At 38.5% G+C, this 18541-nt stretch carries 23 protein-coding genes and 1 tRNA gene; 12 read left to right on the top strand and 12 right to left on the bottom strand.

The features are described from left to right. The first annotated feature begins 88 nt into the window (after nucleotides 1-88). The 3 genes from CWR48_RS03905 to CWR48_RS03895 all read left to right on the top strand — a co-directional run bounded on the left by CWR48_RS03905 (nucleotide 89) and on the right by CWR48_RS03895 (nucleotide 2410). Nucleotides 89-433: an SRPBCC family protein gene (locus CWR48_RS03905; protein ID WP_115771735.1), complete on the top strand. Its 345-nt coding sequence runs from the start codon at nucleotides 89-91 to the stop codon at nucleotides 431-433. Nucleotides 434-654: 221 nt separating this feature from the next. Next, entirely contained in the window at nucleotides 655-1380 is a 726-nt protein-coding gene (locus CWR48_RS03900; RefSeq protein WP_115771734.1) for an ABC transporter ATP-binding protein, read from the top strand. Between the two features lies 1 nt (nucleotide 1381). Then, a complete protein-coding gene (locus tag CWR48_RS03895; RefSeq protein ID WP_115771733.1) occupies nucleotides 1382-2410 on the top strand; it encodes an ABC transporter permease in 1029 nt (342 codons plus the stop codon). 165 nt (nucleotides 2411-2575) lie between these two features. Here the strand turns inward: CWR48_RS03895 and CWR48_RS03890 are convergent, their stop codons facing one another. Beyond that, nucleotides 2576-3253, bottom strand: coding sequence for an LbetaH domain-containing protein (locus CWR48_RS03890; RefSeq protein WP_245976714.1), 678 nt, complete (start codon nucleotides 3251-3253; stop codon nucleotides 2576-2578). A 169-nt stretch (nucleotides 3254-3422) separates the two neighbouring features. Here CWR48_RS03890 and CWR48_RS03885 point away from each other — a divergent pair, with 169 nt between their 5' ends. Continuing rightward, nucleotides 3423-3872 (top strand): GNAT family N-acetyltransferase, encoded by a 450-nt coding sequence (locus CWR48_RS03885; RefSeq protein WP_115771731.1) that lies wholly within the window; start codon nucleotides 3423-3425, stop codon nucleotides 3870-3872. Here CWR48_RS03885 and CWR48_RS03880 read toward each other — a convergent pair. After that, nucleotides 3781-4032 (bottom strand): thiamine phosphate synthase, encoded by a 252-nt coding sequence (locus CWR48_RS03880; RefSeq protein ID WP_281270239.1) that lies wholly within the window; start codon nucleotides 4030-4032, stop codon nucleotides 3781-3783. The two genes, CWR48_RS03885 and CWR48_RS03880, sit on opposite strands and share 92 nt — an antisense overlap. A gap of 297 nt (nucleotides 4033-4329) precedes the next feature. Next, nucleotides 4330-4400, bottom strand: a tRNA-Ala gene (locus CWR48_RS03875). A 205-nt stretch (nucleotides 4401-4605) separates the two neighbouring features. On the opposite strand from CWR48_RS03875, the gene CWR48_RS03870 reads away from it, so the two are divergent. From CWR48_RS03870 to CWR48_RS20715, 6 genes are all read left to right on the top strand, one after another. Beyond that, complete coding sequence (locus CWR48_RS03870) at nucleotides 4606-4896, top strand: YhdT family protein (protein ID WP_245976713.1); 291 nt, start codon at nucleotides 4606-4608, stop codon at nucleotides 4894-4896. After that, nucleotides 4893-6329 carry a sodium/pantothenate symporter gene (panF, locus tag CWR48_RS03865; protein ID WP_115771728.1) on the top strand — a complete coding sequence of 479 codons (1437 nt, stop codon included), beginning with the start codon at nucleotides 4893-4895 and terminating at the stop codon, nucleotides 6327-6329. The genes CWR48_RS03870 and panF overlap by 4 nt, the downstream gene beginning before the upstream one ends. 111 nt (nucleotides 6330-6440) lie before the next feature. Further along, on the top strand, nucleotides 6441-7484 hold the full coding sequence (locus tag CWR48_RS03860) for a DUF4097 family beta strand repeat-containing protein (protein ID WP_115771727.1): 1044 nt from the start codon (nucleotides 6441-6443) through the stop codon (nucleotides 7482-7484). 348 nt (nucleotides 7485-7832) lie between these two features. Then, nucleotides 7833-8249 carry a hypothetical protein gene (locus CWR48_RS03855; RefSeq protein WP_211316696.1) on the top strand — a complete coding sequence of 139 codons (417 nt, stop codon included), beginning with the start codon at nucleotides 7833-7835 and terminating at the stop codon, nucleotides 8247-8249. A 305-nt stretch (nucleotides 8250-8554) separates the two neighbouring features. Further along, complete coding sequence (locus tag CWR48_RS20720; protein ID WP_245976712.1) at nucleotides 8555-8749, top strand: hypothetical protein; 195 nt, start codon at nucleotides 8555-8557, stop codon at nucleotides 8747-8749. Nucleotides 8750-8845: 96 nt separating this feature from the next. Next, a complete protein-coding gene (locus CWR48_RS20715) occupies nucleotides 8846-9049 on the top strand; it encodes a hypothetical protein (RefSeq protein ID WP_245976711.1) in 204 nt (67 codons plus the stop codon). Nucleotides 9050-9498: 449 nt separating this feature from the next. Here CWR48_RS20715 and CWR48_RS03845 read toward each other — a convergent pair whose 3' ends face one another. Next, nucleotides 9499-11487: an acetoacetate--CoA ligase gene (locus CWR48_RS03845; RefSeq protein ID WP_115771726.1), complete on the bottom strand. Its 1989-nt coding sequence runs from the start codon at nucleotides 11485-11487 to the stop codon at nucleotides 9499-9501. 52 nt (nucleotides 11488-11539) lie between these two features. On the opposite strand from CWR48_RS03845, the gene CWR48_RS20300 reads away from it, so the two are divergent. Further along, the gene (locus tag CWR48_RS20300; RefSeq protein WP_170140691.1) at nucleotides 11540-11686 is read left to right on the top strand and encodes a hypothetical protein; all 147 of its coding nucleotides are present in this window, start codon (nucleotides 11540-11542) and stop codon (nucleotides 11684-11686) included. A gap of 107 nt (nucleotides 11687-11793) precedes the next feature. Here CWR48_RS20300 and CWR48_RS03840 read toward each other — a convergent pair whose 3' ends face one another. The 7 genes from CWR48_RS03840 to CWR48_RS03810 form a co-directional block, all read right to left on the bottom strand. Then, nucleotides 11794-12939, bottom strand: coding sequence for a conserved virulence factor C family protein (locus tag CWR48_RS03840; RefSeq protein WP_115771725.1), 1146 nt, complete (start codon nucleotides 12937-12939; stop codon nucleotides 11794-11796). A gap of 161 nt (nucleotides 12940-13100) precedes the next feature. After that, the gene (locus tag CWR48_RS03835; protein WP_115771724.1) at nucleotides 13101-13625 is read right to left on the bottom strand and encodes a type 1 glutamine amidotransferase domain-containing protein; all 525 of its coding nucleotides are present in this window, start codon (nucleotides 13623-13625) and stop codon (nucleotides 13101-13103) included. A gap of 194 nt (nucleotides 13626-13819) precedes the next feature. Then, the gene (locus CWR48_RS03830) at nucleotides 13820-14068 is read right to left on the bottom strand and encodes a DNA alkylation repair protein (RefSeq protein WP_115771723.1); all 249 of its coding nucleotides are present in this window, start codon (nucleotides 14066-14068) and stop codon (nucleotides 13820-13822) included. 208 nt (nucleotides 14069-14276) lie between these two features. Continuing rightward, a complete protein-coding gene (locus tag CWR48_RS03825; RefSeq protein ID WP_342772431.1) occupies nucleotides 14277-14738 on the bottom strand; it encodes a YueI family protein in 462 nt (153 codons plus the stop codon). Nucleotides 14739-14993: 255 nt separating this feature from the next. Continuing rightward, on the bottom strand, nucleotides 14994-15179 hold the full coding sequence (locus tag CWR48_RS03820) for a YfhD family protein (protein WP_115771722.1): 186 nt from the start codon (nucleotides 15177-15179) through the stop codon (nucleotides 14994-14996). A 96-nt stretch (nucleotides 15180-15275) separates the two neighbouring features. Next, nucleotides 15276-16076 (bottom strand): TIGR00266 family protein, encoded by an 801-nt coding sequence (locus CWR48_RS03815; RefSeq protein ID WP_115771721.1) that lies wholly within the window; start codon nucleotides 16074-16076, stop codon nucleotides 15276-15278. 165 nt (nucleotides 16077-16241) lie between these two features. Continuing rightward, a complete protein-coding gene (locus CWR48_RS03810; protein WP_115771720.1) occupies nucleotides 16242-16856 on the bottom strand; it encodes a spore coat protein in 615 nt (204 codons plus the stop codon). A 139-nt stretch (nucleotides 16857-16995) separates the two neighbouring features. Between CWR48_RS03810 and CWR48_RS03805 the strand changes: the two genes are divergently transcribed. After that, a complete protein-coding gene (locus CWR48_RS03805; RefSeq protein ID WP_115771719.1) occupies nucleotides 16996-17943 on the top strand; it encodes an MBL fold metallo-hydrolase in 948 nt (315 codons plus the stop codon). Between the two features lie 158 nt (nucleotides 17944-18101). Here CWR48_RS03805 and CWR48_RS03800 read toward each other — a convergent pair whose 3' ends face one another. Beyond that, nucleotides 18102-18497, bottom strand: a complete 396-nt coding sequence (locus tag CWR48_RS03800) for a VOC family protein (RefSeq protein ID WP_115771718.1) — start codon at nucleotides 18495-18497, stop codon at nucleotides 18102-18104. Nucleotides 18498-18541: the final 44 nt, after the last annotated feature.

The following is an 18541-nucleotide window of genomic DNA, read 5'->3' as shown; positions in this document are numbered from 1 at the left end:
AATAAATATAGATAAAATAAAAATGGAGGGTAAATTATGAGGACATCAGAAGATAAAAGTGAAACCCATTATTAATGGAGGGATTGAAATGATATGGGATGCCATTACAAATGAGAAGAAACTTCAACAATGGTATGCACTAGGTTCACCATGGGAAATACCCCACCTTAAAGAAGGGGAGAAGATTACATTCACATTAATGCCTAGTGTTCATAATAATTTATCTGAGTCCTACCCAATGTCGATGACAATTCATGCTGTCACCCCGTATAAGGAGTTTTCTGTTTATTTGGATGAACAACAGTTTTTGCTTACTTTTCATTTACATTCTGAAAAGGATGGAATCAGCGTAACTATTAATTCAGCAGGGTTTAATGAGTCCTTGGCAAATTTAAAGGCACTAATTGAAGGAAGAAAAATCCCTTATGCATAAAGTTGAATGTGGTTAAAGAAGGCTGATATATGGGACTGGACTGATAAAGTGAAGCCCCATTAAGTGGGGGTCTTACAGCCAGTTAATTCGAGATAAATGGGCTGAACATTAATATAAACAAATGTCACGATGATATTCGACAAGGGCATTTACTCAGCCCCTTTGTTAGAGGATAAAAAAATAAAAGTAATTACTTACTACTTTAGAAAGGGTGAATACAGATGGAAAATGAAAATGCCTGTATATCGATTCGTCAGGTGTCAAAGCAATTTGGAAAACACGAAGTATTAAAGAATATTAATTTAGAAATCAACGAGGGTGAAATATTTGGCCTTCTAGGACCCTCAGGTGCTGGGAAATCGACATTGGTAAAAGAATTGGCTGGACTTGATGTGCCAACCTCTGGAGAAAATTATCTCTTCCAAGAGAAGATGCCATCGTTGAAACTAATGGAGAGAGTAGGGTATATGGCACAAGCTGATGCCCTGTACGAGGATTTAACCGCAAATGAAAATCTACAGTTTTTTGCTAGTCTTTATGGGCTGAAAGGGAAAAAGCAGAAACAGAGAATTAGTGAAGTGATGCAGATTGTGAATTTAAGGGAGCATCTTCATAAGCCTGTAAGGAATTATTCTGGTGGGATGAAGCGGAGGCTGTCGCTTGCGATTGCACTTCTACATGAACCAGAAATGTTGATACTTGATGAACCGACTGTTGGCATTGATCCGGTACTAAGGAAAAGTATATGGGAAGCATTTTATGAATTAAATCATAAGGGAACAACGATTATTGTCACCACACATGTAATGGATGAGGCGGAAAAGTGTGGTCGCTTAGGGTTGATGCGTGACGGAATGATGATTGCAGTTGGCACACCCGAGGAACTGAAGAAGGAAACTAATGCCAAGACAATTGAAGACGCTTTTCTTATCTATGGAGGTGCTTAAGATGAGGGCTATGGCGCTAACAATCAGGATTCTACGGCAAATTATTCGAGATAAGCGGACATTAGCATTGCTCATTTTTGCACCTATTCTGGTACTGACAATGCTGCATTTAGTTTTTAACGGGGATGATTATGTTCCCAAAATTGGCTTTGTTGGTCTCCCTGAAATGATCACGGAACAAATGGAATTGAAGGATGCAGTAATAACGGAGTACAGCAATGAAGGGGAAGCAAATAAAGACCTGATAAACCAAGATATAGATGGATATATTGTGTTAGAAAGGCAAGTGCCTTCTGTTTTCCTTGAAGGTAGTGATCCGAGTGTAAATGGTGCAACATTAAAATGGATCCAATCGGCATTTGTGAAGCTCCAGCAAAATGGAAATACAAGTGCGCTTGAAGTGGATTATTTACATGGTTCCAGCGATATGGGGTCATTTGATTATTTTGGACCGGTATTACTTGGATTTTTTGTCTTTTTCTTTGTCTTTCTAATCGCAGGGGTTTCATTTATTAGAGAGCGTACAACAGGTACACTTGAAAGATTGCTATCAACTCCAATACGGAAATGGGAAATTGTGATGGGTTATGTGTTTGGTTTTGGGATTTTCACGATGATTCAATCCACCATTATTGCTTGGTATGCAATTTATGTGCTGGATATGATGATGGAAGGAACGTTTATTTATGTGCTCATCATCACACTGGCACTTGCTCTGACTGCGTTGACCCTAGGAATATTGATTTCCTCTTTTGCAAATAATGAGTTACAAATGATTCAATTCATTCCGATTGTGGTTATTCCGCAGATTTTCTTCTCGGGATTATTTAATTTAGAAACGATTTCGAATTGGTTAAGTTGGGTTGGACCGTTCACTCCGCTGTATTATGCTGCAGATGCATTACGAGATGTAATGGTTAGAGGGTATGGCTGGAGTGAAATCTATATCAATATCCTCTCCCTAATTGGCTTTTCTGTATTGTTCATGATATTAAACATCGTTGCACTTAGAAAATATCGGCAAATATGAGAAATGCTATATCGAAAAAGATGGGATAATCTTATATAAAGAATGTGTATCAGTCTGGTAAAATGTCACAATGATGTTTTTGTCTATTAAAATAGCCTAGTTCAACTAGGCTATTTATTGAGGTTAATTTCAAATGATTATTACAGTAACGCATCTATTTTAATGTTAATCATAGGAAATTCCACAGGAGCAACGATTTTTCCCAAATAACAACTGATAGGATGCGGGGAATTCCTGATTGACGCGCTGAACTTCGCGTGCAAATTCCTTACTATCCTCTGGTACTCGTGAAAGTGCGTTAGCTTTCTCTTGAGAATCAATATTAGCTCCAGGTGGGACGAAACTGTTGGGTAGAATCCGAACGCCATTTGTTACGACTGCATTATAAGAAATAAATGAGCCTTCCCCAACAATAGCATTATAAACAATGGCGTTAAAACCAACAAATACTTTGTCGCCGATAAAACATGGACCATGTACAAGTGCGCCATGAGCGATGGACACTTGATTTCCAATGAATATAGAATACCTTTTACTTCCAACTAAAATTCTTCGATTTAATAAACCATGTAAAATGACGCCATCCTGGATATTTGTATTAGAACTGATGTGAAAAGGAGTTCCTTCATCCGCACGTATACTAACATTAGGTGCTACATAAACATTGTTTTTTATGGTAACATCACCTATAACACTGGAAAACTGACTCACAAATACGGTTTTGTCTATTTTAGGATAACGTTGAACAGGATTAAATGAGGTTATAGGGTTGGGGCTAATAAATGGTTCAAAAGCGTGCGAATGGCTACGAGAAGAGGAGTATATTCCTTTTTTTTCTGACAAGTAATCACCTCCTTCACAATTTATTGGCATATTATTATTTTATGCAAGCAGATTGCGTGAGGAGTGGACAATCAATCATTAAAACGATGATGTTAGTTTCACTTTATAAGTTTGCTTTTCCATGAAGATCATGTATAACAAGGGTAATGGATGAATAGGGGAGTTATGAATGATTCGAACACTAAATAACCGAAATAAACAGATTGCTAAATGGATACTTGCTATTCAAATTACAGCATATGAAATAGAAGCAGATCTTATTGGATTTCATGGTATCCCTCAGCTAAGCGATACCGTGGGAGAAATCATGGCATCGCAAGAAACTTTTGTGGGATTTATGTTGGATAAAGAAATAGTAGGATTAATTTCGTATGTGGAAACGGAATTGGAGGTTGATATTTGCCGTCTTGTCGTCAAACCTAAATACTTCAGGAAAGGTATCGCTAAGTCTCTATTACTAGAGATTATTCATTGTGCAAATGGTAGGAGGCTCCTTGTTAGTACGGGTTCAAAGAATCACCCTGCAATTAAACTATATGAAAAGTTAGGCTTTGAAAAAAATGACGAAGTTGAGGTAGCGGAGGGAATTTATATTTCGCAGTTTGCAAGAATAGGGTAGAGGTGGCATTTTCTGTTGTAATCAAGACAATTGGGAGATCAGGAAAATGCCTTCTTAATGTTGTTATCCATTCCAGACCAACAGCAGATTTAGCATCAAGCTTTGTTGTTGTATTGAATATTGGTCCCACATCAATATAATCGACTACTTGCCAGCACACCAATCCATTTATCCCGAATTAACTGGTTGTAAGACCCTTAACGAAAAGAATTCGGGAAAAAACAAGAATTGTAAGTGGGGGATCAACAGAAAGTCAAATTCCCGATTCTGTTCAACTAACATTCAGTGGGAATAATGAAAACTCCCACTGAATGAAGTTTCACTTTATCAGGAAAAAGCTCGTGAACCGCTTCTACCGATAGTTCCTCCTGTCCAACAATGAAACTCTAAAAAAAAAAGACTAGCAAGACACCTGAAGAATGTGTCTTGCTAGTCTTTTATATTACAATAATTAAGATGGAGCCACGGGGAATTGAACCCCGATTACTTGAATGCCATTCAAGTGTAATCCCATTATACCATAGCCCCGAAAAATCCCTGCAGAACCTTCATTATATACTCTCTTCCAATATATTTCAAATATATAATAAGGTTCATAAATTGGCAAACTATTCTTAAAAATCATTTTTAAAAATAGCTCATTATTTACATTTTTCTTCTACTTGCTATAATTGATACTATGTAAAAAAAGCTGAATCGTTTCTTGGAATGATTTTTAGAGGGGGCAATACTGTTGAAGAAAGAAGATACCGATAAAAATGATTATCGTTTTAAAATAGCCAATCGCGAGGCTCTAATTGGTGTTGGGCTAGTCATCTTTAATTTTATTTGGTGGTTTGGATTTGCGTATGGATTAGGTGGACAAGATCCTAGTAACTATTCCTATACGTTTGGTTTGCCAAACTGGTTTTTTTATAGTTGCGTCGTGGGGTTTATCGTAATGGTAGTACTAGTAATCATAGCAGTAAAGTATTTTTTCGTGGATGTTCCATTCGATGATGATGAGGAGAATGAGGATAAATGAACTGGCAAGTAATTTTACCTTTGCTATTATTTTTAGTTATCGTGTTTATTGTTGGAGTATGGGCTGCAAGGCATGTTAAATCGAGTGATTCCTTTTTACAAGAATATTTTTTAGGTGGGCGGAGCTTAGGTGGATTTGTCCTAGCGATGACGTTAGTATCGACGTATGGCAGCGCCAGCAGTTTCCTCAGCGGACCAGGAGCGGCGTATAATCAAGGTCTGGGGTGGGTCCTGCTTTCGATGTCGCAGGTTGTAACAGGATATTTTGTATTAATGATCCTAGGAAAAAAGTTCGCCATCATAACGCGCAAATATAATGCTGTTACAATCGTTGATTTTTTGAAGGATCGCTATCAATCAAAATGGGTTGTCCTCATATCTGCTATAAGTATTATTATCTTTCTCTTCTCCGCGATGTCTGCGCAGTGGATTGGTGGGGGACGTTTAATTCAATCATTAACTGGATTACCGTACATAACTGCTTTGTTTATTTTTACAGCATCTGTCCTAATTTATGTTATTATTGGTGGATTTCGTGCGGTTGCGATTACCGATACGATTCAAGGTAGTGTCATGTTTATTGGTACGTTAATTTTATTAGTTGGGGTAATCATTGCTGGTGGAGGTATTCCCGCTATTATCTCAGACTTAGCAGCAGAGAATCCAAATTTAATTACGCCATTTGGTGCAAATGCGGATTTGACACCACAATATGTTTCCTCCTTTTGGGTCCTTGTTGGGGTAGGGGTTGTAGCACTTCCGCAAATTGCCGTACGTGCGATGTCCTATAAAAACTCAAAATCACTACATCGTGGCATCGTGATTAGCACCGTTGTTGTTGGCTTTATTATGTTAAATATGCATCTTATTGGTGTATTCGCTAGACCAATTTTACCCGGAATCGAAGTAGGAGATACCGTGATGCCACTTATTTCTATGGAGGTGCTCCCGCCTTGGCTTGCAGGTATCGTTTTAGCGGCACCGATGGCGGCTATCATGTCGACGGTTAATGCGTTACTGATCTTAGTTAGCTCAACAGTTGTAAAGGATGTCTATATAAATTATATCAATCCAAAAGTATCTGAATCAGGGATAAGACGCTTAAGTATGGGCGTGACAACCGTTTTAGGTATTATTGTCGTATTAATGTCACTCCATCCACCTGATTTGATTATTTGGTTAAACTTGTTCTCCATGGGTGGATTAGAAGCAGCATTTATTTGGCCAATCATTGGTGGGTTATACTGGCGTAAAGGGAATAAGTATGGGGCGATGTCCTCAAGTATTGTCGGGATTGTGTTCTACATTATCTTTGAAACGTATTATCCTCAGCCATTCGGGATGCACTCTGTTGTATCGTCGATTCTGCTCGCACTTATTGCTTATGTATCTGTTAGTTTAATTACACAGAAGCAGAATAGTAGTTTTAATTAAGATATCCATCTCTGGACGGAGGGAAAATCAACCGTGGGCTGGTTCCTTATCTAATCAAAAGTTCGCTAAAATGAAGACAGTGTATTGATAATAAAAGATGGAGTGTGGATTATGAAGACGATAAATTTGTTGAAACGTTCAGCACCACCAATTATTGAGGAAGAAACGTTTGACATAGATAAGTTACAGCATCTTGGGATTTCAACAGGTCAAACGAATGTCGAAGTTTTAACACACGAAGCGTCGGGGATTGCTCTCTATTTTGAAACATATGAGGATGGACCTTTCTTGGAAACAAAGATAGTGGATGGACGCCTTGAAATTAAAGTTAAAGAGCAAAATCGGAACCATGGTTTATTTTCGATTCATTTTTCAAATGCCCGCTTGCAACTGACTTTACCAAAGGAGATTGCAGATAACTGGGAAATAAGAACAGGTTCGGGTGATGTTGAAATTTCGAACATTATTACCGAATCAATCTCAATGCAAACTGAATCTGGGGATATGGAAGCTGTCCGTATTTTATCAAAGCAAGCTAGTATTATCGCATCCTCGGGAGATCTATCTTTGAAAGACAGCGAGGTAGAGAAACTGTCCTTTGAAACATCCTCTGGTGAAGCAAAGTTAAAAAATATTTCTAGTAATGTGATTCATGGATCTGCTAGTTCGGGAGATATTGTTGTAAAGAATCTCCATGGGAAATCTCTCGAAATAGAAACCTCTTCAGGAGAAATGGAATTGGAGAAAGTAATTGTCAATACGGCATCACTTCGCGCCAATTCAGGTGATATAGCAGCAGACTACTTGATGACAGAACAAACAAGTGTAAGAACATCCTCAGGCGAAATTAATGTTCGCAGCTTTCAGGGAAATGTGAAAGCAGAATCTAGCTCTGGAGATGTAGAATTTTCTACAGTGGATGAAGCGGCATATGATATCGAAACAAGTAGTGGCGACATAACGGTTGAAATCTCCTCAGAAAAGCTGAATGCTACAATCAACGCGAAAACAAGGTCTGGAAAAATAAGAACAAATCTCCCATTGCAAATAGAGGGACAAGCTAAACATAGATTAGAAGGAAGTATTGGTTCAGGAGAAAATCCGATCATACTAAAGGCAAGGTCTGGAGATATTAAAATCCTACAGGTAAAATAGAAGAGGTATATAAGAGAGTATAGGATTCTGTATTGAGGTGCATTTCTTAAAAACAGCCCTCAAATAACATCGAAGTTGACCAATTTATTGACAGATAAAACTCGTCTAGGTTTTAGGCGGGTTTTTGTTATAATGACGATAATTAATTGAATATTTCATTAAGTTAATTGTGAAGAGATACACTTAAACGCTAACGTCGTTGACTAGTGTTATAAAATGACAAAGTCACCGAAATGAGCCACTTTATTTGAAGTAACGTTCATTAAATCAATTTTAAGATATAAATTAGAATATAAAGAAAAAATAAAAAGAGAAAGAAGGAACCAGGAATTTCTAAGGAAGGTTGTGATGAACATCAAGATTACGAATTTTTATTATCTGATTGCAGGCGTCCTTGCGATACTGTTTGCCTTTACACACGCATGGAACGGGCAGTCCGCTGTGCTACCCACACTCAACATTGAAACGATATCCGTGGGTACCCAGACAATATTCACGTATGTCTGGCATGTCATCACGGTGGAGAATCTGGTCTTTGGCATTGCTTTCATCTACATGTCATTCCAAACTGATCAATCAAAAATCCAGTTTTCAGCATGGTTGATTGTAGCAATCCTGATCGTCCGATTGATGGCTATTCTTGGTGTAACGGCATTCTTTGATGTTTCAGGGCTTAAGGATACGATTATAGATTCGATTGCCATCGTAATCTATGTCGCCTTTATCATACTGGGCACAAGAATGAAGAAAAAGCAGTTAAAATAAAGTTGTACCGTTTTATCCACTTTGGATATTTTATCTAAAGGGGTGCAGTGTTTCGTTGTAACACAGTGTAAACTCAACATCAAACTATAACAGAGCCTATTATTAAAGAATATAGGGTTATTTGAAATAAAAGCAATTCTAGTCAGGTACATGAAGAAGGAATTTAAACTGGATCAGTAGAATAAGTTATAGTGAACTTGGTTTTGTTGTATTCTCAAAATAAATGATTGGAGGATTTCATTGAGAACATTTTTTCATGACTTTTAACTTTGAAAGATTACAATAACAGTGAGGGGATTGGTTTTATGCAAGTTGTAGCCAAAATGTTCTTAGAACAACTCGACATGCATTGCTATAAGAATGAGTGGTTTGCTTCCATGGATCAGGTGCTTCATGGAGTCATCGCAGCCGAGGCAGCATGGACAAGTTCGGGAAACAGCAATTCGATTTGGCAGATTGTCAACCACTTGATATTTTGGAATGAAGACGTGATCCATTGAATTAAGGGCACAGAGAATCCGCATAATGCAGAAGGAAATGATGAAACCTTTGGAAATCCGGGGGATTCAGAAGACGAAATTGGGTGGTCCAAGACAGTGCAGCGCCTTTATGAAGTCATGAATAAATTAAAAACCGTCATTGCGGACCTTGACGATGAAAAGTTAACAGCTCCGTATGCAGCTAACAGTTACTCTGTTGAGCGTTTACTCAGCAATATCATGATGCACGATACGTATCATCTTGGCCAAATTGTTCTGTTGCGAAAGTTGCAACCCTCTTGGAGTGGCATTGATTGGTGAAATGAATGAGCTGTTTCCATTAATCAGAGCCTAAATACTTGTTTCCTTTTTTTGGTCTTGGCCGATTTCCTCTTACCTGCACTTTCATTCTGTTCTGGCACAAGGCCGGCCCATATTCCTTTGTTCAATCATCGGGCGCTTTAATAAGAAAATTGACCAGGATCTCTTAATAGGGGTCCTTTATGTGTTAAAGAAAATAATAGTACTTTCTCTAAAATGACAGCGCAATTGACACCAGTTTTTATACGTACAATATCTATTGTCCTATATAAAATAAATGAGGTATTCGGTTGCCAAAAAAACCGAATTTAACCGCTAATCGTTGATATAGCAACAAAACTGACGTATGCCAATTCATACGTCAGTTGATCTGTCATTTAATTAATAGGCACCTCAAAACGGAACCCTTTAATTAGAGAGCGTGGTATTTTCTTATCTGCCTTCATTTTTTAATCATGAAGCAAATGTTGCTTGGCGAATTGGATAAAATAATCGAGCGCTTCTTCATTGCTGATGGATCCTTTGTTTATTACCTTGTCTACAGGCTCACCCATTAGAATTTTTTTAATTGGAATTTCTAATTTTTTGCCGTTCAAGGTTTTCGGTATATCACTGACCTGATAAACCCCAGTTGGAAGATGGCGCGGGGAACACTGTGTTCGGATTTGCCTTTTTATTTCTTTTTTTATTTCTGGTGTTAATGTGTATCCTTCTTTCATTACGACAAAAAGGGGCGTAACTGAATCAGCATTATTCCTTGGGATATCTACAATTAAACTATCCAAAATTTCTTTTACTTGGTCAACAGCACGATAGATTTCACTCGTGCCTATTCGAATGCCACCGCGATTAATTGTTGCATCGGAGCGTCCATAAATGACACAGGTCTCCCGCTTGGTAACTTTCAAATAATCACCATGACACCAAATTCCCGGGAAGACGTCAAAATAGCTTTCATGGAGGCGATTACCTGCTTGGTCATTCCAAAAGTAAATTGGCATCGATGGAAATGGTTCTGTTAACACGAGTTCACCAATGTCTTCTAGTTGCGATTTTCCTGCTTGATTATAGCTCTCGATTTTCGCACCGAGCCCGCGGCACTGTAATTCTCCAGCAAATACCGGTAAAATTGGTGCTCCAAGAATAAATGCCGTACAAACATCGGTTCCACCACTAATAGAAGCAATCCAGAGATCTTTTTTAATATTTTCATAGCACCACACAAAAGCTTCAGGAGGTAATGGGGATCCTGTGGAGCTAATATTCTTTAGGTGGGTTAGATTGAATTCATTCCCAGGCTGAACTCCATCCTTCATGCAGGCTGTAATGTAGCTTGCGCTTGTGCCAAATACTGTCATCTTCGTTTCTTCAGCAAGCTTCCATAGTACGCGATTATCAGGGTATGTAGGGCTTCCATCATATAATATAATCGTACTACCTTTTAGTAGTCCGCTTACTGGCAGATTCCACATCATCCATCCAGTTGTCGTATACCAAAAGAAGCGGTCATCTTCATGCAAATCTACATGCAAAGTAACCGTCTTTAGATGCTCAAGTAGAATCCCACCCTGACTTTGGACAATTGGTTTTGGCTTCCCGGTCGTCCCCGAAGAAAATAAAATCCAAAGCGGATCATTGAAGGGGACATGTTCATATGTTAAGTTAGGGGTTTCATTGGCCTGGGTGGCCTCACTCCAGAGCGTCACTTTTTGTAATTCGTCGAAGCTGGCATTTGTATCTAAATATGGAATCGCGATTGTCGCTTCCAATGTTGGCAGATTTGCTTGTATATTTTCTACGACTTTCCTGCGATTAAATACTTTTCCAGCATATTGGTACCCATCGATCGTAATTAGCACTTTCGGCTCAATTTGCTGAAAGCGATCAATGACACTTTGCGTTCCAAAATCGGGTGACGCGCTCGACCAAATTGCGCCGAGACTAGCCGTAGCGAGAAAGGCAACCACACTTTCATATATATTGGCGATATAGGCGACGACACGATCACCCTTTTTCACTCCTAAATTCTTTAATGTTTGCTGGAGAGCAGCTGTATCCTGATAAAGTTGCTTCCACGTAGCTTCTGAAGATTTGCGTGTTTCTGAAGTATGAATAATTGCTGGTTTATTCTCATCACGATTTCGGAAAATATGTTCGGTATAATTAATGCTTTCGCCTGAAAACCACTGAGCTCCAGGCATTGTATGGGTGGATAAAACAGAAGTATAGGCATTCTTCGTATGGATATCGGTATATTGCATAATTGATTCCCAAAATGCTTCGATGTCACTAACAGACCACTTCCAAAGCGATGAATAGTCATTGAACACCAAATTCTTATGCTGCTTTAGCCAAGCCATATAATGATACAGATTGGAATGCTGTATTCTTTTTTTATCAGGTTTCCATAATAATGTTCCTTCTTTAACTGGATTCATACAGTTCCTCCTAACCAATGATACTAATTTATATTATATGGAAACGCTTTCCTTGTGTAAAGGAATTGGTGAGGATAATATTGGCAGTCACGACGTATTATCAGTAGGAAGAGTGGAATATCAACGGGAACGGATCGATATCGGCAGGAGAGAAATTAAATCAGCAGGAGAAGCAAAGATATCGGCAAGAGAAACATAAAATCAGCAGGAGAAGCAGAGATATCTGCAGGAGAAAACACATATCACTACGAGTTCCGCTCAATGTCATAAATGCACACAAAAAAGCTAACCGAGCCCGCGCTCATGTTAGCTTCCTTTCGTCGCTTGTGTCATTTGATGCCAGACAGAACCCATAGCATCCTCTCCACCTTTGATTCGTTCTAATGCCATTTTTATTTGCATGCGCACTTCGAATTCAGGATCATCAATTGCAGTTTCGAGAGCTGGGATTGCTGATTCGTCTCCAACTTCATACAAATACATCGCTGCTCGCCAGCGGACAATTCTACTTGAATCACCTAAAGACTTAATCATTTGCGGCATTGCTTCTTTAAAGCCTAAATCGGAGATGCAATCTCCTGCAGTACGTCGCACATTGATTGCTTTATCATTCAATGCTTTATACAAATAAGGGAGAACCTCGGGCTCTTCAATCATGCCAAGATAAGCGGTAGCTAGTCTGCGAATCGATGCCTTTTCGTCATCTAATGCTTTTTCCAGCAATGGCAAATTTTCATAGCTAGGAATGAATCGATCAAGTGCAGCAAAACGTACTTTCCAATCTGGATTATCTAGTTCCTTAATTGAAATTTGATTTTTCTTCTTAACTTCTTTAATTTCCGCAGAATCCACAGTCTTGAATGCTAGTTCTACAAGGTTATCTAAGCGGACCTGATCGTAGCTTGCACTTATTTCCTCAACAACATCATTGCCGATTTCTTCCATGGATCCATATCTAGGATGCTGTTCGATCCATTTTCGATCTAGGATAACGTTTGGTGAGGAGGGAGATGCTGCCAAAATTGCATTTGTGAATCTTTCAGGAAGTCCAAAGCGTTTTTCCTCGTTGCCGTCTTCTAATTTAACTTGCATTGGGATATTGCGAAATAATTGAATAAAGACTTTTATTTCACCATAGGCATCTTTTGTATTATGGACAGCCTGCAAAATTAGGTTTTCCTCATCCTCATCTTCGCTGCCAAGGGCTTTGCGAACCTCTGGTAAAATACTTTCCCACGGAATCTTTGGATTTCTTGCCAACGCGATGAAATCTACAACACGATAGAGGTTCTTGACACCTTCAATTTCGAATAGTCTTTTTACATAGTCGGGTGCATTGGCCAAATCATCATCCTGCTTATAGTTAAAATTCTCTCCTGCTGATAATTCCTCGTTAACATTAATCTTCATTGAATGTGGACTTGGAGTTGGTTCAATTGAAACTATCTTCAAGTATATTCTCCTTTCTTTTATAGATGCTAGATCAAAAATACTGATATATGATGTGGATAGGCTGATATCCACCATTTTCCCACTGATATTCGACAAACTTCGGAAAGTGACAGGCAATCACAAAAGCGAATCCTACGTAATCTACGTAGGATTCGTCTATTTTATTGCTCTGCTAATACATCTGCAAATGCTTTTACATATGGTGGTAAATCAGGCGGGCGGCGACTTGAAATAATATGTCCGTCAATAACGACTGCTTCGTCCAACCATGTTGAACCTGCATTTGTCATGTCATCTTTGATTCCAGGCGTGCTCGTTACTTTCTTTCCTTGTAAAATATCGGCTGAAATAAGTACCCATCCAGCATGACAAATCTGTCCAATTGGCTTCTTCGCCGCATCCATTTCACGAACAAAGTTCAATACTTCAGGATAACGTCGTAATTTATCAGGAGCCCATCCTCCAGGTACAAGGATAGCATCATAATCAGCAGCAATAATGTCAGTGAATGCATAATCTGATTCTGCTGGTACGCCATATTTACCGATATATTTATGATTTGCTTCTTTTCCAACTAAATCTACTTGTGCCCCTTCTTCACGCAGGCGCAGTACAGGATACCAAAGCTCTAAATCTTCAAAGTCATGCTCAACAAGTGCAATTACTTTCTTATCTTTGAGTCGCATAAAATCCCTCCATCATTTGATATATTAAGTGTACCAGAGGTTGAGGTAAATTTCGATTATCTTAACTAATAAGCGCAACCTGCTATCAATTAAATGTTAATTGACAACGGTATATACCAGCAAGGTTACTGATAATTCGTAAATAAAAAACACCGCCCACGATCCTAAGCGATGTTACAATTACCCTATAAGATTTATTTACTATTATACGAAGCGAATTGGATGAATGTATGCTCATCCTCGACAAGTCCACATGATGCGCATTGGATTCTGTACTTTGGTCCTTGATATAGATTATGAAATACCTCAACATTCTCATCTGAATATTCATTGATGAGCTCACCAGTTTGCGAATCTAATTTTACTGGTGTAGCTACTTGCTCGATCATATTAAATCGCGAGCTATTTGTTTTACAGTTAGGACAACGATAGGGCTTACTCATAACGACACCTCCCAACATTATTATTCCTATTTTTTCAGAAAATATGAATAGAGGATGTTCAAATCAATCTTAATAGTAAAGAAAGTAAAAAAACTTTCTTACTACTAATTTATAGAATGTTGCATTCATGAATATGCCCCCTTTAAGTATGAAGTTTAATAGCATTAAATAAAAATTCCCCTAAACTGTGAATAGGGGACAATTGAAATTATTTTTCAGAAGCTCCGAACCAATGCTTCAATTTAGCTATAAAAGAAGTAGGTTTATCTTCTGGTGATAATTTTGGTTCATTTTCTACTTCTTCTTTGATAAAAATGTCCTCTTTATCAATCGCGTAATCGTAAGTCAAAACAGCTCCAATATCGGTTTCACTTTCTTCGTCTGTAATCGTCGTATATGGAATATGATATTTATCTGCCAGTGCCTTTTCTTCTTTTAAAAATTTATTAGCGACATGCCCATTGATAAGTAGCTTGGCCTGCGTATTATTCTTCATCGCCTCTTCTAATTTTCCGAGTCCTTTGTCAGTCATTACTTGCCCAATTGTTAAGGCGATTACAATTCGCTCGCGGAGGGTACCTAAAAATTGCTTGCGTTCATCATCTTTCGGAAGTCGTGTACCGTAAATTCCATCTGTTAGATAATCATCCACACTCTTATTGCTCATCATTGATCAATCCCTTTAATCCATTGTTATTCCTAATGTACTGCATATTTGGCATGTCTGTCAAATACATCACATAATGGAAAATACGCTTGCAAAGATAAAAAGCGACCTATATGATAATGGGTCGCTCTTTATCCAAATGAAAATCTAAGCAAAGGGATAAAACAAAAAATGTTCTATTAAATGACGATAAGGCGTTTAGACGAAAGCCAACATTTATGGGATAGTCAATCATCCCGACTAATCATAAGAAAAGCGTCACAACTTCGGCCTCTTTCCTTTCACTCGTTGATCCGCGGCTCTACTTCTTGCTTGCGCTACTTTATCATCCTCATCAGCAAATTCCGCAGAGAATTCTACATCAATTCCATCGGTTACCAGTTGCTGTTTCGGTGTCTGTGCCAAGAAGTTATTCTTTGATTTATTATGGTCATCTCTACCCATGCCATCCACCTCTTTGTGTAGGATTTTCATGGATAGTATGTGCAAAAATGTTTCTACTATTACCCAGAATCGCACACCATTAACTGGTAATAGATCTTATCTGCTTCTATCGCCACCAAAGAAATCGAATAATCCTCCGGCGATACTGCCTTCATCCTTTGAACCACCTCTTCCCGGTGCTGCAGCAAATACTCTGCTCGCAAGTCTACTGAATGGAAGAGACTGAATCCAAACGGTTCCTGGTCCTCGTAATGTCGCGAAGAATAATCCTTCACCACCGAATAATGCTGTCTTTACGCCGCCGACGAATTCGATATTATAATCGATGTCACCTGTCATTGCAACAAGGCAGCCAGTATCGACGCGTAATGTTTCCCCAGCCTGAAGCTCTCTTTTATGAATCGTACCACCTGCATGAACAAAGGCTAAACCATCACCTTCGAGCTTCTGCATAATGAATCCTTCGCCACCAAAGAAGCCGGTCCCAATTTTACGCTGGAACTCAATACCAACTGCCACCCCTTTAGCAGCAGCAAGAAATGAATCCTTTTGACAGATTAATTTCCCATCCATTTCACTCAAATCCATTGGAATTATTTTACCAGGATATGGTGCAGCAAAGGACACATGCTTCTTACCGACGCCTTGATTTGTGAATGTGGTCATAAATAAGCTTTCGCCAGTGATTACTCGTTTCCCGGCACCAAGTAATTTCCCCATCAATCCACCTTGATCCTTGCTGGAACCATCACCGAAGATCGTTTCCATGCGAATCTCGTCATCCATCATCATTAAACTTCCTGCTTCAGCGATTACCGTTTCTTGTGGATCGAGCTCTACCTCGACAAATTGCATATCGTCTCCATGTAGTTTGTAATCAATTTCGTGATTGTTCATTTCTCCTCATCCTCTCGACTATATTAATCATATTACGGATAGCTTATTATAAGGATTCGTATTTCCCCGAAAAACTTTGTCCTCCAATTTTAGAGTACTATCCTTAAATTATTTTTTACAAAAAGGTAAGGGAGCCCAACATCATGGACTCCCCGTTACTTAACATTAATGCTGCATTGTACTTTGCACTGGTGCGAATGCATTTATATAATTTTGCATATCCTCTTGTTTCAACTGTGGTACTTGATAATAATGATGCTTGTTCTGATATAAATATACTTCAAATGCCATTTCAATTAAATTCGGGACGCTGTCTGCAAATACTCTTCTTAATACAGGATTTGATATTTCAAGTGCTGTCATTGGAAACGCGGATGATGATGCTTTTAAATGCCCCAGCCAAAATCCAGAGATACATTGGTCATTTATTTCGTTGGCCGATTGAGCAGGTGTTTTAGGTTGTGTTGGTTGCATGCCATAAAGTGTATTATTGCTTGCAGCCATATTATAGGTTTGCGTTTTAATTGCTGGTTCACTTCCGGTTTTTAGTGCCTCAACAATGGTGTTATACATCTGTGTTAAATAGTCCTTTTGTCGAGTGAGCATTGTTTTTAACTCTGGATCTTGAATATGGGATTCATAAAGATAATAATGTTCTAACGTACCAATTAAACCACTGATTGCCTCATGTGCATCAATGACCTCATGCCCACCATGGCTAATATTTGCTGGTATTTGTGACGAGCCCTGAAATTGTTGGTTTTGCTGTTGATTTTGCAAATAAATTCCCTCCTTTTAAAAGTCATGGTTAGTTTGAGCTGTATTGATTTTGTTATGCACAAATTAAACTTAACTTTTTCTCAAGATAAGATTGGTAAAATATGCTACGATGGAGAAAAATAATGACGGAGGGATCTTGATGGAGGAGAAAAAACCAATTCAAATTGATAATCGAATTTCCCTAATTGATGGACATGACTTAGGGGTGGCAGGTCGAACGGGTGCTTATGTAATTCAAGAAGAGGCACTGACATTGATTGAAACTGGGCCAAGCCCGTCGATTAAACATGTTAAAAGGGGGTTAGAGGCACTTGGGCTTTCATTAGAAGATGTAAGGTACATCATTGTCACGCATATTCACCTTGATCATGCAGGTGGGGCTGGGTTACTTCTTAGGGAATGTCCGAATGCAAAAGTTGTTGTCCATCCTAGAGGGGAAAGGCATCTTATCAATCCAAGGAAATTAGCAGCTGGGGCAAGAGCGATTTATGGGGATAGCTTTGCTGAGTTGTTTGATCCAATTATTCCTGTTCCAGAAGATCATATAATAACGAAAACAGAAGGCGATACGCTGGAGATTGGACCTAACTGTAATTTGAAATTTTACGACACACCAGGACATGCGAAACACCACTTCAGTATTTATGATCCGACAAGTAATGGAATGTTTACCGGTGATACGGTAGGGGTTCGCTATGCACAATTAAGCAGAAATGGGGTTGACTTTTTTTTACCATCCACCTCGCCAAATCATTTTGATCCAAGTGCAATGGAGACATCGATTAAGCGGATTCGTGAACTGAATCTAAATCGAATTTATTTTGGACATTTTGGAATGACAGAGTATGTTGATGTAGCATTACAGCAGGTTTCAAAATGGCTATCAATCTTTGTCGAAGAAGGGGAGCGAGTATTTGCTGAAGGTAAGGGCTATGATGAGCTAGCAGCAAGGTTAATGGGACGTATTCGCAAAAAGTTACGGGGACAAGGAATTGATGATGACCACGAAGTATATATTTTGATAAATTTAGATATGCAGGTTAGTTCACTGGGAATTATGGATTATTTTCAGAAGCTGAAGCATTAAAATTAAATATGAAAAAGGTACGTAGATTGTTAGTGAGAAAACTTAGCAAATAATCCATCGGCGATATTAAAAATAAAAAAATTGTGGATAATGGTTTCTCTATCCACAATTTTTGATTAAGGCCTTTAAGAGATATCCAATTGTGGATAAATAAAATCCTATTTGGTATAATTTAACTCCCAGGAAATTCCGTTTCTATCTTTGATAATCGCATGTTTTGCGCCCCAGAAGGTATCCTGTAATGGCATCTTAATTTCGCCATCGGCTGCAAGTTTGTTGTAGATTTTGCTGATTTCTTCTTCGCTTTCAAGGTCTGGACCAAGTAATAGGTTGCTGTCTTTAACAGGTTCGTCCCCAAATAAATCGGCAAAATATAAGATGCAATGTTCATTAATATGCAATTCCGCATGAATATATTTTCCTTCATGCCCTTTAAACATGTCGATGCCGTCGGATAACTGTGCGTTTTTTATCTCACCACCAAATACTTGTTGATAATAAGCGACCTCTTCTCTACAATTTTCAATTCGGATATGTGGAACAATTCGTTTCATTCTGAGCCCCTCCTGTATAGTTCCGTAATTTCCTTATATAATTG

This window comes from Oceanobacillus arenosus (assembly GCF_003369575.1).
GTDB lineage: Bacteria > Bacillota > Bacilli > Bacillales > Amphibacillaceae > Oceanobacillus > Oceanobacillus arenosus.
The sequence above is the reverse complement of the archived record's forward strand: the minus strand, read 5'-3'. Positions and strand labels throughout refer to the sequence as shown.